The following is an 18,589-nucleotide window of genomic DNA, read 5'->3' on the forward strand; positions in this document are numbered from 1 at the left end:
TACATGGATCGGCGTGGTGCGGACAAAACATTGATCCAGACCAGTACCCACGTCACAAAAATCGGCTAAAACGGGCGCCACCGCTACTTGCAGTAACAGGCATATAAGACAACTTTCTGCTTACTGCACCGCTAAACAGTTACAAAACCCACGCAAACGATATCAATTATCATTTAGCAGCAACTATGTTCGTTACATTTCCTACAAAACATAATTCGCACAAACCCGGCTAATGCCCGCAACGCATGGGCTGCAGGGCAATGGAGGTGTGCTATGTCCTTATTCCAATAAATAATTTCGCTATAGGAATTTTACTTGCCGGGTGTTTAGCCATAAAATCAGCCCGATTGATTGCTGCGACATATCGTCACTGCCTATTTCTTTATCAAGCTCAGAGACCTTTGCTCTCTGTTAAGGATTACCAGCATGCCCGAAGCGACAGGACTCATGGCCCACAACTGGGGCTTTGCCATTTTCCTTCTGGGTGTCGTCGGCCTGTGTGCCTTCATGCTTGGCGTCTCCAGCCTCCTTGGGTCAAAAGCCTGGGGCCGCAGCAAAAACGAACCGTTCGAGTCCGGCATGCTACCTACCGGTGGCGCCCGCTTGCGGCTCTCAGCCAAATTCTATCTGGTCGCGATGCTGTTCGTGATCTTCGATATCGAAGCCCTCTTTCTCTTTGCATGGTCTGTGTCCGTCCGCGAAAGCGGCTGGACCGGATTCGTCGAAGCTCTCGTTTTCATAGCAATTCTGTTGGCAGGTCTTGTCTACCTGTTCCGAGTGGGCGCCCTTGACTGGGCTCCGGAAGCTCGTCGCAAGCGGCAGGCGAAGCTGAAACAATGAGGCTTTGGCAATGCAATACAATCTCACCCGAATCGACCCCGATGCTCCTAACGAGCAGTATCCGATTGGCCAGCGGGAAACCGTTGCCGATCCGTTAGAGGATCAAGTCCACAAAAACATTTTCATGGGCAAGCTCGAAGACGTGCTGAGTGGCGCGGTCAACTGGGGGCGTAAAAACTCCCTGTGGCCGTACAACTTCGGCCTTTCGTGCTGCTACGTGGAAATGACCACCGCCTTCACGGCGCCCCACGACATCGCGCGCTTTGGCGCCGAAGTTATCCGGGCATCACCGCGTCAGGCCGACTTCATGGTGATCGCCGGTACCTGCTTCATCAAGATGGCGCCGATCATTCAGCGTCTCTACGAGCAGATGCTCGAGCCGAAGTGGGTGATCTCCATGGGTTCGTGCGCCAACTCCGGTGGCATGTACGACATCTACTCCGTGGTTCAGGGGGTGGACAAGTTCCTGCCCGTGGACGTCTACGTACCTGGCTGCCCGCCCCGTCCAGAAGCATTTCTGCAAGGCTTGATGCTGTTGCAGGAATCGATTGGCCAGGAGCGTCGTCCACTGTCCTGGGTCGTTGGTGATCAAGGCGTTTATCGCGCCGACATGCCTTCGCAAAAGGAACAGCGCCGCGAACAGCGTATTCAGGTAACCAACCTGCGCAGCCCTGACGAAGTCTGATCCAGATCTGTTCTGAAATAGAAACGAGAAGCTGGCTTCATTCTTTACGTTGACCGAAAGCGAAAAAATAACCATGACTACAGGCAGCGCTCTGTACATCCCGCCTTATAAGGCAGACGACCAGGATGTGGTCGTCGAATTGAACAACCGTTTTGGCGCCGAAGCGTTCACCGCTCAGCCGACCCGCACCGGCATGCCGGTGCTGTGGGTGGCGCGCGCCAGACTCGTTGAAGTCCTGACCTTCCTGCGCAACCTGCCCAAGCCGTACGTCATGCTCTATGACCTGCACGGCGTGGACGAGCGTCTGCGCACCAAGCGTCAAGGGCTGCCATCCGGCGCCGATTTCACCGTGTTCTATCACCTCATGTCGCTCGAGCGTAATAGTGACGTGATGATCAAAGTCGCCTTGTCCGAAAGCGACCTGAGCTTGCCAAGCGTCACCAGCATCTGGCCGAACGCCAACTGGTACGAGCGAGAAGTCTGGGACATGTTCGGCATCGACTTCAAAGGCCACCCGCACCTGTCGCGCATCATGATGCCGCCGACCTGGGAAGGTCACCCGCTGCGCAAGGACTTCCCGGCGCGCGCCACCGAATTCGATCCGTTCAGCCTCAACCTGGCCAAGCAGCAGCTCGAGGAAGAAGCCGCGCGCTTCCGCCCTGAAGACTGGGGCATGAAGCGTTCCGGGGCCAACGAGGACTACATGTTCCTCAACCTCGGCCCGAACCACCCTTCGGCGCACGGTGCGTTCCGCATCATTCTGCAGCTGGACGGTGAAGAGATCATCGACTGCGTGCCGGACATCGGTTACCACCACCGTGGTGCCGAGAAGATGGCCGAGCGTCAGTCGTGGCACAGCTTCATCCCGTACACCGACCGTATCGACTACCTCGGCGGCGTGATGAACAACCTGCCGTACGTGCTTTCGGTCGAGAAACTCGCCGGGATCAAGGTGCCGGAGAAGGTCGACGTCATCCGCATCATGATGGCCGAGTTCTTCCGCATCACCAGCCACCTGCTGTTCCTCGGGACTTACATCCAGGACGTCGGTGCGATGACCCCGGTGTTCTTCACCTTCACCGACCGCCAGAAGGCGTACACGGTGATCGAAGCCATTACCGGTTTCCGTCTGCACCCGGCCTGGTACCGCATTGGCGGTGTGGCCCACGACCTGCCGCGCGGCTGGGACAAACTGGTGAAAGACTTCGTCGAATGGCTGCCAAAGCGCCTCGACGAATACACCAAGGCCGCCCTGCAGAACAGCATCCTCAAAGGCCGGACCATCGGCGTTGCGCAGTACAACACCAAAGAGGCCCTCGAGTGGGGCGTCACCGGTGCCGGCCTGCGTTCGACCGGTTGCGACTTCGACCTGCGTAAAGCGCGTCCGTACTCCGGCTACGAGAACTTCGAGTTCGAAGTACCGCTGGCCGCCAACGGCGATGCCTACGATCGCTGCATGGTCCGCGTCGAAGAGATGCGCCAGAGCATCAAGATCATCGACCAGTGCCTGCGCAACATGCCGGAAGGCCCGTACAAGGCGGATCACCCGCTGACCACGCCGCCGCCGAAAGAGCGCACGCTGCAGCACATCGAAACCCTGATCACGCACTTCCTGCAGGTTTCGTGGGGCCCGGTGATGCCGGCCAACGAATCCTTCCAGATGATCGAAGCGACCAAGGGCATCAACAGTTATTACCTGACGAGCGACGGCGGCACCATGAGCTACCGTACCCGGATCCGCACTCCGAGCTTCCCGCATCTGCAACAGATCCCTTCGGTGATCAAAGGCAGCATGGTCGCGGACTTGATTGCGTACCTGGGTAGTATCGACTTCGTTATGGCCGACGTGGACCGCTAAGCATGAACAGCACGCTTATCCAGACAGACCGTTTCACCTTGAGTGAAACCGAGCGCTCGGCCATCGAGCACGAGCTGCATCACTACGAAGACCCGCGCGCGGCGTCGATCGAAGCCCTGAAGATCGTTCAGAAGGAACGCGGCTGGGTGCCGGATGGCGCCCTCTATGCCATCGGCGAGATCCTCGGCATCCCGGCCAGCGACGTTGAAGGCGTGGCGACGTTCTACAGCCAGATCTTCCGTCAGCCGGTCGGCCGTCACATCATTCGCGTCTGCGACAGCATGGTCTGCTACATCGGTGGCCACGAGTCGGTGGTCAGCGAAATCCAGAACAATCTGGGCATCGGCCTGGGTCAGACCACCGCCGACGGTCGTTTCACCCTGCTGCCTGTCTGCTGCCTCGGCAACTGCGACAAGGCGCCGGCGCTGATGATCGACGACGACACCTTTGGCGACGTGCAACCTGCCGGCGTGGCCAAACTGCTCGAGGGCTACGTATGACCCTGACATCTTTCGGTCCCGCCAACCGCATCAAGCGTTCGGCCGAGACTCACCCGCTGACCTGGCGTCTGCGTGACGACGGCGAAGCCGTGTGGCTCGACGAATACCAGGCCAAGAACGGTTACGCCGCAGCGCGCAAAGCCTTCGCCGACATGGCTCAGGACGACATCGTCCAGACCGTGAAAGACGCCGGCCTCAAAGGTCGCGGCGGTGCCGGCTTCCCTACTGGCGTGAAATGGGGCCTGATGCCCAAAGACGAATCCATCAACATCCGCTACCTGCTGTGCAACGCGGACGAGATGGAACCGAACACCTGGAAAGACCGCATGCTGATGGAGCAACTGCCCCATCTGCTGATCGAAGGCATGCTGATCAGTGCCCGCGCGCTGAAAACCTACCGTGGCTACATCTTCCTGCGTGGCGAATACACCACCGCCGCCAGGCACCTCAACCGTGCCGTGGAAGAAGCCAAGGCTGCAGGCCTTTTGGGTAAAAACATTCTGGGCAGCGGCTTCGATTTCGAGCTGTTCGTCCACACCGGCGCCGGGCGTTACATCTGCGGTGAAGAAACCGCACTGATCAACTCCCTCGAAGGCCGCCGCGCCAACCCGCGCTCCAAGCCGCCCTTCCCTGCCGCCGTTGGCGTGTGGGGCAAGCCGACCTGCGTGAACAACGTCGAAACCCTGTGCAACGTTCCGGCGATCATTGCCGACGGCGTCGACTGGTACAAATCACTGGCCCGCGAAGGCAGCGAAGACATGGGCACCAAGCTCATGGGCTTCTCCGGCAAGGTCAAGAACCCGGGCCTGTGGGAGCTGCCATTCGGCGTGACCGCGCGCGAGTTGTTCGAAGACTACGCCGGCGGCATGCGCGACGGTTACAAGCTCAAGGCCTGGCAGCCAGGTGGCGCCGGTACCGGTTTCCTGTTGCCGGAACACCTCGACGCACAAATGTACGCCGGCGGCATTGCCAAAGTGGGCACCCGGATGGGTACCGGCCTGGCCATGGCGGTGGACGACAGCGTCAACATGGTGTCCCTGCTGCGCAACATGGAGCAGTTCTTCGCCCGCGAGTCGTGCGGCTTCTGCACCCCGTGCCGTGATGGCCTGCCATGGAGCGTCAAGCTCTTGATGGCCATCGAACAAGGCCGCGGTCAGCCAGGCGACATCGAGACCCTGCTGGGTCTGGTCGGCTTCCTCGGCCCGGGCAAGACCTTCTGTGCTCACGCACCGGGTGCCGTGGAGCCGTTGGGCAGTGCCATCAAATACTTCCGTCCAGAGTTCGAAGCCGGTATCGCGCCCGCAAGCGCCGCCGTCCCGCCTCTGGCAAGGCCGATCGTAGTCGGCGCGTAAACGCTTAAAAAGGCGAAGGGTCCGTGCCCTTCGCCTTTCGTCCGATGACGCCTTTCGGGGCTGACTGGATTCGGACGGATAACAAGATTCCATTAGCCACGCCCGCTGACACCGGGCCAACGAAGACCTTTGAACCATGGCCACTATCCACGTAGACGGCAAAGCGCTCGAAGTCGACGGGGCAGACAACCTGTTACAGGCATGTCTGTCGCTAGGCCTCGACATCCCTTATTTCTGCTGGCACCCCGCGCTTGGTAGCGTCGGGGCCTGCCGCCAGTGCGCGGTCAAGCAGTACACCGACGAGAACGACACCCGTGGTCGCATCGTCATGTCCTGCATGACCCCGGCCACCGACAACACCTGGATCTCCATCGACGATGAAGAATCCAAGGCGTTCCGCGCCAGCGTTGTCGAATGGCTGATGACCAACCACCCGCACGACTGCCCTGTGTGCGAAGAAGGCGGTCACTGCCACCTGCAAGACATGACGGTGATGACCGGCCACAACGAACGCCGTTATCGCTTCACCAAACGCACCCACCAGAACCAGCAACTGGGCCCGTTCATTTCCCACGAAATGAACCGCTGCATCGCCTGCTATCGCTGCGTGCGTTTCTACAAGGACTACGCCGGCGGCACCGACCTCGGTGTGTTCGGCGCCCACGACAACGTGTACTTCGGTCGCGTTGAAGACGGCGTGCTGGAAAGCGAGTTCTCCGGCAACCTCACCGAGGTCTGCCCGACCGGTGTGTTCACCGACAAGACTCACTCCGAGCGCTACAACCGTAAATGGGACATGCAGTTCGCACCGAGCATCTGCCATGGCTGCTCCAGCGGTTGCAACATCTCCCCGGGCGAGCGTTACGGTGAACTGCGACGCATCGAAAACCGTTTCAACGGTTCGGTGAACCAGTACTTCCTGTGCGACCGTGGCCGTTTCGGTTATGGCTACGTCAACCGCACCGACCGTCCACGTCAGCCACTGCTGGCCGACGGCAGCAAACTCAGCGTGGATGCCGCGCTGGATAAAGCCGCCGACCTGCTGCGCGGGCGCAACATCGTCGGTATCGGTTCGCCGCGTGCCAGCCTCGAAAGCAACTACGCGTTGCGTGAGCTGGTCGGCGCCGAGCACTTCTACTCGGGTATCGAAGCCTCTGAACTGGAGCGCATCCGTCTGGTCCTGCAAGTGCTGAAAGACAGCCCGCTGCCGGTGCCGAACATGCGTGACATCGAAGACCACGACGCCGTATTCGTGCTCGGTGAAGACCTGACCCAGACCGCCGCGCGCATGGCGCTGGCCCTGCGTCAGTCGGTCAAGGGCAAAGCCGAAGACATGGCCGAAGCCATGCGCGTTCAGCCGTGGCTCGACGCCGCGGTGAAGAACATCGGTCAGCACGAACTGAACCCGCTGTTCATCGCCAGCCTCGCTGAAACCAAGCTCGACGACATCGCTGAAGAGTGTGTACACGCCGCTCCCGACGATCTGGCGCGCATCGGTTTCGCCGTGGCCCACGCCCTGGACGCCAGCGCCCCGGCCGTTGAAGGTCTGGACGCCGAAGCACTGGAACTGGCCAAGCGCATTGCTGATGCCCTGCTCGCGGCCAAGCGTCCGCTGATCATCGCCGGTACTTCGCTGGGCTCCAAAGCCTTGATCGAAGCGGCCGCGAACATCGCCAAAGCCTTGAAGCTGCGCGAGAAGAACGGTTCGATCAGCCTGATCGTGCCGGAAGCCAACAGCCTTGGCCTGGCCATGCTCGGTGGCGAATCGGTCGACGCGGCGCTGCAAGCCGTAATCGACGGCAAGGCTGACGCCATCGTCGTGCTGGAAAACGATCTATACACCCGTACGTCAAAAGCCAAGGTCGATGCAGCCCTCAACGCTGCACAAGTGCTGATCGTCGCTGATCATCAGAAGACCGCCACCACCGACCGCGCGCAACTGGTGCTGCCAGCCGCGAGCTTCGCTGAAGGCGACGGTACGCTGGTCAGCCAGGAAGGCCGCGCCCAGCGCTTCTTCCAGGTTTTCGATCCGCAATACATGGATGCGAGCATTCTGGTACACGAAGGCTGGCGCTGGCTGCACGCCCTGCGCTCGACCCTGCTGAACCAGCCGATCGACTGGACGCAACTCGACCACGTCACCGCTGCCGTGGCTTCGAGCACCGAGCAACTGGCGCGCATCGTCGATGCCGCACCGTCTGCCGCGTTCCGCATCAAGGGGCTGAAACTGGCCCGTGAGCCGCTGCGTTACTCCGGCCGAACCGCAATGCGCGCCGACATCAGCGTTCACGAACCGCGCACCCCGCAAGACAAGGACACCGCGTTCGCCTTCTCCATGGAAGGCTACTCGGGTTCGGCTGAACCACGGCAGCAAGTGCCATTCGCCTGGTCGCCGGGCTGGAACTCGCCGCAAGCCTGGAACAAGTTCCAGGACGAAGTCGGTGGTCATCTGCGTGCTGGCGACCCGGGCACCCGCCTGATCGAAAGCACCGGCGATTCGCTGAACTGGTTCGCTGCCGCACCGCGCGCCTTCAACCCGGCGCCGGGCACCTGGCAGGCCGTGCCGTTCTTCCACCTGTTCGGCAGCGAAGAGAACTCTTCGAAAGCCGCACCGGTGCAAGAGCGCATTCCGGCTCCGTACGTGGCGCTGGCGAAATCCGAAGCCGATCGTCTGGGCGTCAATGACGGTGCCCTGCTGAGCCTGAACGTGGCCGGCCAGACCCTGCGTCTGCCGCTGCGCATCAATGAAGAACTGGGCGCTGGTCTGGTGGCCTTGCCTGCGGGTATCGCCGGCATTCCACCGGCATTCGCCGGTCTGTCCGTCGACGGTCTGCAGGAGGCAGCGCAATGACCTGGTTCACCCCTGAAGTGATCGATGTGATCCTGACGGTCATCAAAGCCATCGTGATCCTGCTGGCCGTAGTGGTCGCAGGCGCGTTGCTCAGCTTTGTCGAACGTCGCCTGCTGGGCTGGTGGCAGGACCGTTACGGTCCGAACCGCGTTGGCCCGTTCGGCATGTTCCAGATCGCCGCCGACATGCTGAAGATGTTCTTCAAGGAAGACTGGACTCCGCCGTTTGCCGACAAGGTGATCTTCACCCTGGCACCGGTGGTGGCCATGTCCGCCCTGCTGATCGCCTTTGCGATCATCCCGATCACCCCGACCTGGGGCGTGGCGGATCTGAACATCGGCCTGCTGTTCTTCTTCGCCATGGCCGGCCTGTCAGTCTACGCGGTGCTGTTCGCCGGCTGGTCGAGTAACAACAAGTTCGCCCTTTTGGGTAGCTTGCGTGCCTCGGCGCAGACCGTGTCGTACGAAGTGTTCATGGGCCTGTCGCTGATGGGCATCGTGGTCCAGGTCGGCTCGTTCAACATGCGCGACATCGTCGAGTACCAGGCGCAGAACCTGTGGTTCATCATTCCGCAGTTCTTCGGCTTCTGTACCTTCTTCATCGCTGGCGTCGCCGTGACTCACCGTCACCCGTTCGACCAGCCGGAAGCGGAGCAGGAACTGGCCGACGGTTACCATATTGAATACGCCGGTATGAAATGGGGCATGTTCTTCGTTGGTGAATACATCGGCATCATCCTGATCTCGGCGCTGCTGGTCACCCTGTTCTTCGGTGGCTGGCACGGTCCGTTCGGCATCCTGCCGCAACTGTCCTTCGTCTGGTTCGCACTGAAGACCGCGTTCTTCATCATGCTGTTCATCCTGCTGCGCGCCTCCATTCCGCGCCCGCGTTATGACCAGGTGATGGATTTCAGCTGGAAATTCTGCCTGCCACTGACCCTGATCAATTTGCTGATAACCGCTGCGGTTGTGTTGTGGAACACACCTGCGGTTGCGGTTCAGTGAGGATTTGACCCATGTTCAAATATATTGGCGACATCGTTAAGGGTACCGGTACCCAGTTGCGCAGCCTGGTCATGGTCTTCGGCCATGGCTTTCGCAAGCGCGACACCCTGCAATACCCGGAAGAGCCGGTCTACCTGCCACCACGCTACCGTGGTCGCATCGTGCTGACCCGTGACCCCGATGGCGAAGAACGTTGCGTAGCCTGCAACCTGTGCGCCGTGGCATGCCCGGTGGGTTGCATCTCGCTGCAGAAAGCTGAAACCGAAGACGGTCGCTGGTACCCGGACTTCTTCCGGATCAACTTCTCGCGCTGCATTTTCTGCGGTCTCTGCGAGGAAGCCTGTCCGACCACCGCGATCCAGCTGACCCCGGATTTCGAGATGGCCGAGTTCAAACGTCAGGACCTGGTGTACGAGAAAGAAGATCTGTTGATCTCCGGCCCCGGCAAAAACCCTGATTACAACTTCTATCGTGTTGCAGGTATGGCAATCGCTGGCAAGCCGAAAGGCGCTGCGCAGAACGAAGCCGAACCGATCAACGTGAAGAGCTTGCTGCCTTAAGGAAGAACGATGGAATTCGCTTTCTATTTCGCATCGGGTATCGCGGTTGTGTCCACGCTACGTGTGGTCACCAACACCAACCCTGTGCACGCCCTGCTCTACCTGATCATCTCGCTGATCGCCGTGGCCATGACCTTCTTCGCTCTCGGCGCACCGTTCGCCGGCGTGCTGGAAGTGATCGCCTACGCCGGCGCCATCATGGTGCTGTTCGTGTTCGTGGTGATGATGCTCAACCTCGGCCCGGCCTCGGTTCAGCAGGAACGCACCTGGCTCAAGCCCGGTATCTGGGCAGGACCGGTGATTCTCGCCGCCCTGCTGCTGGCCGAACTGCTGTATGTGCTGTTCGCTCACCAGAGCGGCCAGGCCATCGGCCACACCACCGTAGACGCGAAAGCCGTGGGCATCAGCCTGTTCGGCCCGTATCTGCTGGTGGTCGAACTCGCCTCGATGCTGCTGCTCGCCGCAGCCGTCACGGCGTTCCATTTGGGCCGTAACGAGGCGAAGGAGTAAGACATGCCTGCTATCCCTCTCGAGCATGGATTGGCCGTTGCCGGCATCCTGTTCTGCCTTGGTCTGGTCGGCCTGATGGTCCGCCGCAACATTTTGTTCGTGTTGATGAGTCTGGAAGTGATGATGAACGCCTCTGCACTGGCCTTCATCGTTGCTGGCGCCCGCTGGGCGCAGCCGGATGGACAGATCATGTTCATCCTGGTGATCAGCCTGGCAGCCGCCGAAGCCAGTATTGGCTTGGCGATCCTGCTGCAACTGTATCGCCGCTTCCACACGCTCGACATCGACGCTGCCAGTGAGATGCGCGGATGAACCTGATCTTTCTGACTTTCGTATTCCCTCTCATCGGTTTCCTGCTGCTGTCGTTCTCCCGTGGACGCTGGTCGGAAAACCTCTCGGCACTGATCGGCGTGGGTTCCATTGGCTTGTCGGCGATTGTCGCCGCCTACGTCATCTGGCAATTCAACGTCGCGCCTCCCGAAGGCGGTCACTACACCCTGGTGCTGTGGAAGTGGATGGCGGTCGAAGGCTTCAAGCCTGACTTCGCCCTCTACATCGACGGCCTGTCGATCACCATGCTCGGCGTGGTGGTGGGCGTGGGTTTCCTGATCCACCTGTTCGCGTCCTGGTACATGCGCGGCGAAGCCGGTTACTCGCGCTTCTTCTCGTACACCAACCTGTTTATCGCCAGCATGCTGTTCCTGGTGCTCGGCGATAACCTGTTGTTCCTGTACTTCGGCTGGGAAGGCGTGGGCCTGTGCTCGTACCTGTTGATCGGTTTCTACTACAGCAACCGCAACAACGGTAACGCCGCACTCAAGGCCTTCATCGTGACCCGGATCGGCGACGTGTTCATGGCCATCGGCCTGTTCATCCTGTTCCAGCAAGTGGGCACGCTGAACATCCAGGAACTGCTGGTGCTGGCACCGCAGAAATTCCAGGCCGGCGACACCTGGATCACCCTGGCAACCCTGATGCTGCTGGGTGGCGCTGTCGGCAAATCGGCACAACTGCCGCTGCAGACCTGGCTGGCAGACGCAATGGCCGGCCCGACCCCGGTGTCGGCACTGATCCACGCCGCGACCATGGTCACCGCCGGTGTCTACCTGATCGCCCGTACCCACGGTCTGTTCACCCTGGCGCCGGACATCCTGCACCTGGTCGGTATCGTCGGTGGTGTGACCCTGGTGCTGGCAGGTTTCGCCGCGCTGGTACAAACCGACATCAAACGTATCCTCGCCTACTCGACCATGAGCCAGATCGGCTACATGTTCCTGGCGCTGGGCGTGGGTGCCTGGGATGGCGCGATTTTCCACCTGATGACCCACGCCTTCTTCAAGGCCCTGCTGTTCCTTGCTTCCGGTGCGGTGATCGTTGCCTGCCACCACGAGCAGAACATCTTCAAGATGGGCGGTCTGTGGAAGAAACTGCCACTGGCCTACGCCAGCTTCATCGTCGGCGGCGCTGCGCTGGCCGCTCTGCCACTGGTCACCGCAGGCTTCTACTCCAAGGACGAAATCCTCTGGGAAGCGTTCGCCAGCGGCAACCACGGTCTGCTGTATGCCGGTCTGGTCGGCGCCTTCATGACGTCGCTGTACACCTTCCGCCTGATCTTCATCACCTTCCACGGTGAAGCCAAGACCGAAGCTCACGCCGGTCACGGCATCGCTCACTGGCTGCCACTGTCGGTGCTCATCGTACTGTCGACTTTTGTCGGCGCGATGATCGTACCGCCGCTGCACGGCGTACTGCCGGAAAGCGTCGGGCATGCCGGCGGCGAAGCCAAGCACAGTCTGGAAATCGCTTCGGGCGCCATCGCCCTGGCGGGTATCCTGCTGGCGGCCCTGCTGTTCCTCGGCAAGCGTCGCTTCGTGACGGCAGTTGCCAACAGCGGCATCGGCCGTTTCCTTTCGGCCTGGTGGTTCGCTGCCTGGGGCTTCGACTGGATCTACGACAAACTGTTCGTCAAGCCGTACCTTGCGATCAGCCACCTGCTGCGCAGAGACCCGCTCGACCAGACCATCGGTCTGATCCCGCGCATGGCCAAGGGTGGTCACACCGCCCTGAGCCGTACCGAGACCGGTCAACTGCGTTGGTACGCTGCTTCGATGGCGGCTGGTGCCGTGCTGGTTATTGGCGCCATCGTGCTGGTAGCGGTCTGATATGAACCTTGCGAATTTGCGAAAGGAAACGAGCCCGTCATGATTCTGCCCTGGCTAATCCTGATCCCCTTCATCGGCGGCCTGCTGTGCTGGATGGGTGAGCGCTTCGGCGCCACCCTCCCCCGCTGGATTGCGCTGTTGACCATGTCCCTGGAACTCGCGCTCGGCCTCTGGCTGTGGGCCCACGGTGACTATTCATTTGCACCGGCGCCTGGCGCCGATCCGACCTGGGCGCTTGAGTTCAAGCATGTCTGGATCCAGCGCTTCGGCATCAACGTGCACCTGGCCCTCGACGGCCTGTCGCTGTTGATGATTCTGCTGACCGGTCTGCTGGGTATCCTCTCGGTACTCTGCTCGTGGAAAGAGATTCAACGTCACGTCGGCTTCTTCCACCTGAACCTGATGTGGATCCTGGGCGGCGTGGTCGGCGTGTTCCTCGCCCTCGACCTGTTCATGTTCTTCTTCTTCTGGGAAATGATGCTGGTGCCGATGTACTTCCTCATCGCGCTCTGGGGTCACAGTTCTTCGGACGGCAAGAAAACCCGGATCTACGCCGCGACCAAGTTCTTCATCTTCACTCAGGCTTCCGGCCTGATCATGCTGGTGGCGATCCTCGGTCTGGTGCTGGTCAACTTCAACAACACCGGCGTGATTACCTTCAACTACGCCGACCTGTTGAAGACCAAGATGTCGATGACCACCGAGTACATCCTGATGCTCGGCTTCTTCATCGCCTTCGCGGTCAAGCTGCCAGTGGTGCCGTTCCACTCGTGGCTGCCGGATGCCCACGCCCAGGCACCGACTGCCGGTTCCGTCGACCTCGCCGGTATCCTGCTGAAAACTGCCGCCTACGGTCTGCTGCGTTTCGCCCTGCCGCTGTTCCCGAATGCCTCGGCCGAGTTCGCGCCGATCGCCATGACCCTCGGTCTGATCGGGATCTTCTACGGTGCGTTCCTGGCGTTCGCACAAACCGACATCAAGCGTCTGATCGCCTTCTCTTCCGTTTCCCACATGGGCTTCGTGTTGATCGGCATCTACTCCGGCAGCCAACTGGCGCTGCAAGGTGCAGTGATCCAGATGCTGGCGCACGGTCTGTCGGCCGCGGCACTGTTTATCCTCAGCGGTCAGCTGTACGAGCGTCTGCACACCCGTGACATGCGCGAGATGGGCGGTCTGTGGTCGCGTATCGCGTACCTGCCGGCAATCAGCCTGTTCTTTGCCGCCGCGTCGCTGGGTCTGCCGGGCACCGGCAACTTCGTCGGCGAGTTCCTGATCCTGATCGGCAGCTTCGCCAGCGCGCCATGGATCACCGCGATTGCCACCTCCGGTCTGGTGTTCGGTTCGGTCTACTCGCTGATCATGATCCACCGTGCGTACTTCGGTCCGGCGAAATCGGATTCGATCCTGCACGGCATGGACGGTCGCGAACTGATCATGGTGCTGGGCCTTGCGGTGCTGCTGGTTTACCTCGGCGTGTATCCGCAACCGTTCCTCGACACTTCCGCCGCCACGATGCATGGCGTGCAGCAGTGGCTCGGCACCGCCTTCTCTCAACTCGCTTCGGCCCGGTAAGAGCGCTATGGAATTCACGATTCAACACTTTATTGCGCTTGCGCCTCTGTTGATCACCAGCCTCACCATTGTCGTGGTGATGCTGGCGATCGCCTGGCGCCGCAACCACTCGCAGACCTTCCTGATCTCGGTCGCCGGTCTGAACCTGGCCCTTCTGTCGATCCTGCCAGCCCTGAAAGTCGCGCCTCTGGCCGTGACCCCATTGCTGCAGATCGACTCTTTCGCCTGCCTGTACATGGCGCTGATCCTGGTCGCCACCCTCGCCTGTGTGACCCTCGCCCACGCCTACCTCGGCGATGGCGGTTCGGGTTACCCGGGCAACCGTGAAGAACTGTACCTGCTGATCCTGATGGCCGCTGCCGGTGGCCTGGTCCTGGTCAGCGCGCAGCACCTGGCCGGGTTGTTCATCGGTCTGGAACTGCTGTCGGTACCGGTTTACGGTCTGGTGGCTTACGCCTTCTTCAACAAGCGTTCGCTGGAAGCCGGCATCAAGTACATGGTGCTGTCGGCTGCCGGTTCCGCGTTCCTGTTGTTCGGTATGGCCCTGCTCTACGCTGACGCCGGCACCCTGAGCTTAAACGGTATCGGTCAGGCGCTGGCTGCAACCGGTCTGCCGAGCTCGCTGGCGCAGTTGGGTCTGGGCATGATGCTGATCGGTCTGGCGTTCAAGCTGTCGCTGGTTCCGTTCCACCTGTGGACGCCGGACGTCTACGAAGGTGCTCCGGCACCGGTGGCGGCGTTCCTCGCTACCGCGTCGAAAGTTGCGGTGTTTGCGGTGATGGTGCGTCTGTTCCAGATCTCCCCTGCCGCGAGCAGTGGCGTGCTGAGCGACGTCCTGAGCGTGATCGCCGTCGCCTCGATCCTGTTCGGTAACCTGCTGGCCCTGACCCAGAGCAACCTCAAGCGTCTGCTCGGTTACTCGTCCATTGCGCACTTCGGTTACCTGCTGATTGCGCTGGTGGCGAGCAAGGGTCTGGCGGTGGAAGCCATCGGCGTGTATCTGGTGACTTATGTGATCACCAGCCTCGGCGCGTTCGGCGTGATCACCCTGATGTCCTCGCCGTACAACGGTCGTGACGCCGATGCGCTGTATGAGTACCGCGGCCTGTTCTGGCGTCGTCCGTACCTGACCGCGGTACTGACCGTGATGATGCTGTCGCTGGCGGGTATCCCACTGACTGCAGGTTTCATCGGCAAGTTCTACATCATCGCTACCGGCGTCGAGTCGCACCAATGGTGGCTGGTGGGTTCTCTGGTTCTGGGTAGCGCCATCGGCGTGTTCTACTACCTGCGCGTGATGGTCACCCTGTACCTGATCGAGCCAAACCTGCGTCGCCACGACGCCCAGCTGCACTGGGAACAGAAGGCCGGCGGTGTGATGCTGCTGGCGATCGCCCTGGTCGCGTTCTTCCTCGGCGTGTACCCGCAACCATTGCTGACGCTGGTTCAGCAGGCGGGTCTGGCGGGCTGATTGATCGGCTGGCTACAAACGGAAACGGCACCTTCGGGTGCCGTTTTTGTTTTTGCCGGATTCAATATCTCGAGCGCTTACGCTGGCCTAATCGCGGGCAAGCCCGGCTCCCACAAGTTTCGATGGTGTCCACAAGGTCTGCCACCACACTGGATCACTGTGGGAGCGAGCCTGCTCGCGATGGCGTCGGCACAACCACCCTCTTCAGTGCCTGACACACCGCTATCGCGAGCAGGCTCACTCCTACAGGTTGTGTGTCATGCACAAATTCTGCGGCCACCACGAACCACTGTGGGAGCGCGGCTTGCCCGCGAAGGCGTCGGCACATTCAACTTCCTCATCATCTGGCACCCTGCCGCTGTCGCCATTCGGCGCTGACGCTGCTGCAGGATTGTTCCGACACGTCAGTTGTGAAGTCTCCTCCCTATCAATCGAACGCTCTCACCACACTCGCCGATTCGTCCTACAGGTGTTTTTACGACCGGCGTCTACCGTTGAAAAAGGGACGAAAAGCAAGGCCAGGAGGCCTTGACCGATTCGATTATCGAGACAACACTATACGTAGGTAACGTACAGAACATGGACGCTCTATTTATCGAATTGCCTGTGTTTCAGAAGCACAGAGACGACTATCTGGATGACGATCTGTTTCGCAGCTTTCAACTGGAGTTGCTGAAAAATCCGCAAGCGGGCGATCTCATCGAGGACACAGGCGGGCTGCGTAAGATTCGCTTTAGCGACCAACGAAGAGGGAAAGGTAAACGCAGCGGATTACGAGTGATTTATTACTGGTGGTCAGGTTTCGATCAGTTCTGGCTCTTTACCGTGTACAGCAAAAACGCGCAGGACGATCTGACGCCTGCCCAGAAAAAACTTTTCAGACAAACGCTGGATAGAGAACTCAATGCGAGAACCCACCATGAAACGTGACATTTTTTCCGAACTGATGGATGGCCTGGAAGCACTGGCCGATGAACGCCAAGGCAAAATCACCTTGCGCACCCACAAGGTTCAACTGCCAAAACTGATGCCGATCACCGCAGAAGAAGTAATAGCCATCCGTCAGCAACTTAATCTTTCCCGGTCAGTATTCGCGATGTATCTGCGCACCAATACGCGGACGCTCGAAAACTGGGAGCAAGGACGAGCGACGCCCAATGCTCAGGCCACAACCCTGATCCGTCTGGTCGAGCGTTTTCCACAAACGATCGAACAACTCGCAGCCCTGACCTGACACAGGCCCTTCACTCCCCCACATGACCAAATGGTAATTCCCCCATCACCTTGGCGTTACCGCAGCTTGCAACGATGTCACCCGGCGACCGATGCCGACGGGCCCCTTGCCCGTCGCCCTCTCCCACCAGCGCAACAACGGCAACGACGGCGTCGACTACCTGCGCCAGTCGGACTCGATCTTCCTCGATAACTCGATCCAGTACAGCGACTTCAATTCGCCGAAAGAACGTTCGTGGATGGTGCGCTATGACCTCGACATGAGCACTCACGGCGTACCCGGTCTGTCGTTCATGACACGTTACGCACGCGGTACCGATGCCGACTACTCCAATGCCAACGCGGTGTACATGCGCCGTGATGCCGACGGCAATCCGTTGACCGACCAGAAGCGTTGGGAGCGCGATATCGAAGTCAAATACGTGGTGCAGAGCGGCTCGCTGAAAGACCTGTCCTTGCGTTTGCGCCAGGCGACGACACGCGCCACGGCGTTCGAGTCGGATCTGGATGAAGTGCGGGTGATTGTCGAGTATCCGCTGGCGATTCTCTGAGTTTCCCGAGCAATACCATTCACCTTTAGAAGCGTTTTGCTCCTTTGGTCAGAGGTGAATTTTTTGGCGCCCTTCGGGGCGCCCTTTTTTCGTCCTTAAGCTCAATCCTGTAGGAGCTGCCGAAGGCTGCGATCTTTTGACTGTGATTTTAAAGATCAAAAGATCGCAGCCTTCGGCAGCTCCTACAAGGGTTAGGCGGTGGGATCGACGTTATCCAATGCCTTGTTCACCGCCAGTTCGCCAAGCATGACGACTTGCGCAATCCCCAGCAGGGTCTTGCTATGTGTGCCTTCCAGCAACGCGGCGAAGTCGCCGAGCATCACCGTGGCCGAGGCCAGGGATTCGCAGGCGTTGACCAGCAGGGATTCGGTGTCGGCGTCGGGGTTGACCAGGAACAGCGCGTTGGCGGTGTAAGGTGCGGCCATGACTGACGGTGCGGGGTTGAGGTAGAAATCGAGGGCGCGTTCGGCGGCTTCGTGGAGCTTGCGGGTGTCGACCGACGCGTAGGGGGATGTTGGGGCGGGGTCTAAAACAGCATCTGCTTCGGGAGGATTGGGGGTTGGTTTTTTCATGATGTTTTTACTCAGCTTGACGGTGGAGCTGGTCCTTTCGGTTCCACGCGAAAGGGTGGCAGCTGTACGCAGGTTGGAACCCGGGCAACTGAGCAAAACCCGACAGACTCGAAGTCTCCCGCGCACAGCCGCCATAACGGAGTGCACACATTAAAGTGCGCAAGCATACGTCATGAACGGTGCGTTTTGCGTCAGTTAAGCCGAGGGTTCCAATCCCGATCGCTGATTTGGCAGCGACCCACACAGGCTAGAGAGCGGACGTCCGACGGACAACCTGAAAACATTGTGGGAAGGTTCAGCATTTCCCACTCAGATTTTAAACATTCCGAATCTAAATACAGATCGTGCTTTTGCAACCAAGCCCCTGTAGGAGCGGCCGCAGGCTGCGAGCTTTTGATTTTGCTTTTTAAGATCAAGGTCAAAAGATCGCAGCCTACGGCAGCTCCTACAAAGTCGTCACGCCTGGGCACTAAATATTCGCATCGAGCACGGCAATCAATCGTTCCTTGGAAGAGACCCCCACCAATGTCGCCACAACAGCTCCACCTTTGAATAAAAGCACTGTAGGTATGATTATGACTTTAAATTTCGTCACTAACGCAGGTGCTTCATCTACATTCACCTTGGCAAATCTCGCATTGCCTGAGTACTCGGAAGCAGCTTTGTCGAACATTGGCGCCAGGGTCTTACTCAGGACGTTCCACGTGGCTGAGAACATAACCAATGTAGCAGTGGCGTTATGCAACACTTCATCTTCAAAATTGTAGTCGTCGCATTTCTGTATTGGACCGTTAATTGTCTTGCCTCTCCTCGGTGGTGAGTGAACGTATTTACCCAACTACTTTTGATGCCATCGCTCATTGACGCA

Annotated in this window: 17 protein-coding genes and 1 pseudogene; 16 read left to right on the plus strand and 2 right to left on the minus strand. The window is 59.7% G+C overall.

From position 1 onward, the window contains the following. The first annotated feature begins 426 nt into the window (after positions 1 to 426). The 16 genes and pseudogenes from ACXR0M_RS09060 to ACXR0M_RS09135 all read left to right on the plus strand — a co-directional run. Positions 427 to 840 (plus strand): NADH-quinone oxidoreductase subunit A, encoded by a 414-nt coding sequence (locus tag ACXR0M_RS09060; protein WP_003223812.1) that lies wholly within the window; start codon positions 427 to 429, stop codon positions 838 to 840. A gap of 10 nt (positions 841 to 850) precedes the next feature. Continuing rightward, positions 851 to 1,525 carry a NuoB/complex I 20 kDa subunit family protein gene (locus ACXR0M_RS09065; RefSeq protein WP_285416146.1) on the plus strand — a complete coding sequence of 225 codons (675 nt, stop codon included), beginning with the start codon at positions 851 to 853 and terminating at the stop codon, positions 1,523 to 1,525. Positions 1,526 to 1,598: 73 nt separating this feature from the next. Continuing rightward, positions 1,599 to 3,383: an NADH-quinone oxidoreductase subunit C/D gene (nuoC, locus tag ACXR0M_RS09070; RefSeq protein WP_458831580.1), complete on the plus strand. Its 1,785-nt coding sequence runs from the start codon at positions 1,599 to 1,601 to the stop codon at positions 3,381 to 3,383. A 2-nt stretch (positions 3,384 to 3,385) separates the two neighbouring features. Further along, positions 3,386 to 3,883 (plus strand): NADH-quinone oxidoreductase subunit NuoE, encoded by a 498-nt coding sequence (nuoE, locus tag ACXR0M_RS09075; RefSeq protein WP_003223804.1) that lies wholly within the window; start codon positions 3,386 to 3,388, stop codon positions 3,881 to 3,883. Then, entirely contained in the window at positions 3,880 to 5,235 is a 1,356-nt protein-coding gene (gene nuoF, locus ACXR0M_RS09080) for an NADH-quinone oxidoreductase subunit NuoF (RefSeq protein ID WP_458831581.1), read from the plus strand. The genes nuoE and nuoF overlap by 4 nt, the downstream gene beginning before the upstream one ends. Positions 5,236 to 5,371: 136 nt before the next feature. Continuing rightward, positions 5,372 to 8,086, plus strand: coding sequence for an NADH-quinone oxidoreductase subunit NuoG (nuoG, locus tag ACXR0M_RS09085; RefSeq protein WP_458831582.1), 2,715 nt, complete (start codon positions 5,372 to 5,374; stop codon positions 8,084 to 8,086). Beyond that, a complete protein-coding gene (gene nuoH / locus ACXR0M_RS09090) occupies positions 8,083 to 9,090 on the plus strand; it encodes an NADH-quinone oxidoreductase subunit NuoH (protein ID WP_003223797.1) in 1,008 nt (335 codons plus the stop codon). The genes nuoG and nuoH overlap by 4 nt, the downstream gene beginning before the upstream one ends. Before the next feature lie 11 nt (positions 9,091 to 9,101). Further along, positions 9,102 to 9,650: an NADH-quinone oxidoreductase subunit NuoI gene (gene nuoI / locus ACXR0M_RS09095; RefSeq protein WP_075120557.1), complete on the plus strand. Its 549-nt coding sequence runs from the start codon at positions 9,102 to 9,104 to the stop codon at positions 9,648 to 9,650. 9 nt (positions 9,651 to 9,659) lie between these two features. Continuing rightward, positions 9,660 to 10,160 (plus strand): NADH-quinone oxidoreductase subunit J, encoded by a 501-nt coding sequence (gene nuoJ, locus ACXR0M_RS09100; protein ID WP_007951462.1) that lies wholly within the window; start codon positions 9,660 to 9,662, stop codon positions 10,158 to 10,160. 3 nt (positions 10,161 to 10,163) lie between these two features. Beyond that, positions 10,164 to 10,472 carry an NADH-quinone oxidoreductase subunit NuoK gene (gene nuoK / locus ACXR0M_RS09105; protein WP_003180046.1) on the plus strand — a complete coding sequence of 103 codons (309 nt, stop codon included), beginning with the start codon at positions 10,164 to 10,166 and terminating at the stop codon, positions 10,470 to 10,472. Continuing rightward, entirely contained in the window at positions 10,469 to 12,322 is a 1,854-nt protein-coding gene (gene nuoL, locus ACXR0M_RS09110) for an NADH-quinone oxidoreductase subunit L (RefSeq protein ID WP_458831583.1), read from the plus strand. The genes nuoK and nuoL overlap by 4 nt, the downstream gene beginning before the upstream one ends. 39 nt (positions 12,323 to 12,361) lie before the next feature. Continuing rightward, positions 12,362 to 13,894 carry an NADH-quinone oxidoreductase subunit M gene (nuoM, locus tag ACXR0M_RS09115; protein WP_458831584.1) on the plus strand — a complete coding sequence of 511 codons (1,533 nt, stop codon included), beginning with the start codon at positions 12,362 to 12,364 and terminating at the stop codon, positions 13,892 to 13,894. Between the two features lie 7 nt (positions 13,895 to 13,901). Continuing rightward, positions 13,902 to 15,365: an NADH-quinone oxidoreductase subunit NuoN gene (gene nuoN, locus ACXR0M_RS09120; protein WP_458831585.1), complete on the plus strand. Its 1,464-nt coding sequence runs from the start codon at positions 13,902 to 13,904 to the stop codon at positions 15,363 to 15,365. A gap of 579 nt (positions 15,366 to 15,944) precedes the next feature. Further along, a complete protein-coding gene (locus tag ACXR0M_RS09125; protein WP_458831586.1) occupies positions 15,945 to 16,295 on the plus strand; it encodes a toxin in 351 nt (116 codons plus the stop codon). Next, the gene (locus tag ACXR0M_RS09130; RefSeq protein WP_027614657.1) at positions 16,285 to 16,599 is read left to right on the plus strand and encodes a helix-turn-helix domain-containing protein; all 315 of its coding nucleotides are present in this window, start codon (positions 16,285 to 16,287) and stop codon (positions 16,597 to 16,599) included. Before ACXR0M_RS09125 ends, ACXR0M_RS09130 begins: the two co-directional genes overlap by 11 nt. 100 nt (positions 16,600 to 16,699) lie before the next feature. Beyond that, a pseudogene (locus ACXR0M_RS09135) lies at positions 16,700 to 17,149 on the plus strand (OprD family outer membrane porin); the annotation flags it as partial. Positions 17,150 to 17,340: 191 nt separating this feature from the next. Here ACXR0M_RS09135 and ACXR0M_RS09140 read toward each other — a convergent pair. Both ACXR0M_RS09140 and ACXR0M_RS09145 read right to left on the minus strand, forming a co-directional pair. Then, the gene (locus ACXR0M_RS09140; RefSeq protein ID WP_458831587.1) at positions 17,341 to 17,721 is read right to left on the minus strand and encodes a DUF6124 family protein; all 381 of its coding nucleotides are present in this window, start codon (positions 17,719 to 17,721) and stop codon (positions 17,341 to 17,343) included. Positions 17,722 to 18,190: 469 nt separating this feature from the next. Beyond that, the gene (locus ACXR0M_RS09145) at positions 18,191 to 18,559 is read right to left on the minus strand and encodes a thioredoxin family protein (RefSeq protein WP_458831588.1); all 369 of its coding nucleotides are present in this window, start codon (positions 18,557 to 18,559) and stop codon (positions 18,191 to 18,193) included. Positions 18,560 to 18,589: the final 30 nt, after the last annotated feature.

It is taken from the genome of Pseudomonas sp. Eth.TT006 (genome assembly GCF_054456575.1).